Raw genomic sequence first — 2,833 nt, forward strand, 5'->3', positions numbered from 1 at the left:
GCCAGCACGTCGTTCGGCACCCGGGTCCAGTCCGCGGTCATCGCGTCCTCCGAGGAGACCGGACGCAGCACGATGGGGTGACCGTACGTGCGGCCGTCACCCTGGACCCCGACCGAGCGGACGTCGCCGAGCAGGACGACCGGGCACTGCCAGATGTCCCGGTCGAGCCCCGCGGCGGTCAGCTCCTCGCGGGCGATCGCGTCGGCCAACCGCAGCGTGGCCAGCCGGTCGCGGGTCACCTCGCCGACGATCCGGATGCCGAGCCCCGGCCCCGGGAACGGCTGGCGCCACACGATCTCTGCGGGCAGACCGAGCTGCAGCCCGACCTTGCGCACCTCGTCCTTGAACAGGGCGCGGAGCGGTTCGACCAGGTCGAACTCGAGGTCGTCCGGCAGACCCCCGACGTTGTGGTGGCTCTTGATGTTGGCGGCCCCGGTGCCACCGCCCGACTCGACCACGTCCGGGTAGAGGGTGCCCTGCACCAGGAAATCGACCGAGGCGCCGCCGCTGGCCGCGTCCGCGACCACCTCCCGGGCGGCCTGCTCGAACACGCGGATGAACTCGCGGCCGATGATCTTGCGCTTCGCCTCGGGGTCGGTCACGCCGGCCAACGCGTCGAGGAAGCGGTCCTGGGCGTCCACGACCTTGAGCGCGACGCCGGTGGCCGCCACGAAGTCGCGCTCGACCTGCTCGGGCTCGCCCTGGCGCAGCAGACCGTGGTCGACGAAGACGCAGGTCAGCTGGTCACCGATGGCGCGCTGGACGAGAGCCGCGGCGACCGCCGAGTCGACGCCGCCCGACAACCCGCAGACGGCGTGCTTGTCGCCGACCTGCGCCCGGATCAGCGCGACCTGCTCGTCGATGACGTTGCTGGTGGTCCAGGTCGGCTCGCAGCCGGCGATCTCGTAGAGGAAGTGCTCGAGCACGGCCTGGCCGTGTTCGGAGTGCAGCACCTCGGGGTGGAACTGGACCCCGGCGAGCCGCCGGTCCGTGTCCTCGAACGCGGCGACGGGCGTGTGGTCGGTGCTGGCCACGACCTCGAAACCGGGCGGGGCAGCGGTCACGGCGTCACCGTGCGACATCCAGACCGACTGCTTGCCCGGCAGCCCGTGGAACAGCGTCGAGTCGCCGGCGGCCACCTGCAGCGGGGTACCGCCGAACTCCGCGGTGCCGGTCCGTTCGACGCTCCCACCGAGCGCGGCGGCCATCGCCTGGAACCCGTAACAGATCCCGAACACCGGCACGCCGCCCTCGAACGTGGCCGGGTCGACCCGCGGCGCGTCCTCGGCGTAGACCGACGACGGGCCGCCGGACAGCACGAGCGCCTTCGGCTCCCGCGCGAGCAACTCCTCGACGGGTGTGGTGTGCGGCACCACCTCGCAGTAGACGCGGGCCTCGCGGATCCGGCGGGCGATCAGCTGGGCGTACTGCGCGCCGAAGTCGACCACCAGCACGGTGTCGAGGTCGTGCGGCGCGACGCCGGCCGGCTGGCTCACGGAGCGGTCCTGTCGGCGGGGACGGTCACGGGGACGGTCGCGGGTGTCGTTGTGGTCGCTGCGATCGGGCTGCTGCGGTCGGCTGGTCCGGTCCGACAGCTCCGGTCGCGAGCCTAACGGCGGCTGCGACCGACCCCGGTGCTGCCGACCGCCAGGACGAGCAGGGTCGCCAGCACCACCTCGCCGCCGATCGTGCCCCACACGACGTCGAGCTGGCTGTGCCCGACCAGGGCCGCGCCGCCGAGCACGGTCAGGTCGCGACGCCACCCACCGGGCAGTCGCAGCGCGCGGACCGCGAGGAGGGCGGCCAGCGCCACAGCCACGGCGGCCAGGGGCACACCGCCCTCGGCTCCAGCGTGCGCGACGGTGTTGTGGGCGTGGTGGTTGGGTGGCGGTAGGTCGCCCGCCCGGTCGCCGAACCTCCCGAGGCCGACGCCGAGCAGCGGGCGCTCCCCCGTCAGCTCGAACCCTCGGGCGACGAGGTCGGCGCGGGCCGCGACCGACGCTCCGATCGGGCCGTCCGGATCGTCGGGGGCGAGCGCCCCCACCGGCGGGGACGCGTCGAGGACGACCGCCAGACCGGTGACCGCGGTCAGCGCCACCAGCCCCGCCCCGACGACAGCCAGCGCGACCCGCGGCCGGGCCCGCGCCACCAGCCCGGCCAACCCGGCGATGACCAGGACCGCAGCTGCGCCCCGCGACAGGCACGCCACCAGGCCGACGGTGGTCACGGCCGTCCCCGCCCACCAGCGCCGGTCGTCCTGGGCGAGCACCACCGTGGCCACGACCCCGACCAGCAGCAGCGCGGCGGCGGTGTTGTGGTCCCCGAGCGGGGTCGTGACCAGCAGCTTGACCCGGTAGAAGCCCGACGGCTCGCCCACCCCCGTCGGCAGCGCACGCAGGAACGCGGCCGTCGCCCAGACCGCCAGCACCACCTCGACGCTGGCGAGGCCGACCAGCCAGCGACGTCCGGTGCGGTCGTCACGGTCGGCCCGGTCGGCCCGGTCGGCCCGGTCGGCCCGGTCGGCCCGGTCGTCCCGGTCGGCCCGGTCGTCCCGGTCGGCCCGGTCGGCCCGGTCGTCACGGTCGGCCCGGTCGTCACGGTCGGCCCGGTCGTCCCGGTCGGCCCGGTCGTCCCGGTCGGCGGCGCCAGCCCAGCGTCCGGCCGCGATCACCCCGGCGGCCACAGCGAACGGCAGCGCTGCGGCGGCCGTCCGGCCCACCGGAAGGTCCAGGACCGCGATCTGAACGGCGGCCAGGACGGGGACGGCGAGGTAGAGCGCCAGCGCCGGGTCCCGCCACGACGGACGCGGTCGTGAAGCGAGATGGGGGTCCAG

General features: G+C 75.0%; 2 protein-coding genes. Both read right to left on the reverse strand.

The features are described from left to right. A partial coding sequence (gene guaA / locus WEB03_RS08420) for a glutamine-hydrolyzing GMP synthase (RefSeq protein WP_368070504.1) occupies positions 1-1,496 on the reverse strand: 1,496 nt, incomplete at its 3' end. A gap of 113 nt (positions 1,497-1,609) precedes the next feature. Next, on the reverse strand, positions 1,610-2,833 hold a 1,224-nt coding region (locus tag WEB03_RS08425; RefSeq protein ID WP_368070505.1), incomplete at its 5' end, for an O-antigen ligase family protein.

It is taken from the genome of Nitriliruptor sp. (genome assembly GCF_040882075.1).
GTDB lineage: Bacteria > Actinomycetota > Nitriliruptoria > Nitriliruptorales > Nitriliruptoraceae > Nitriliruptor.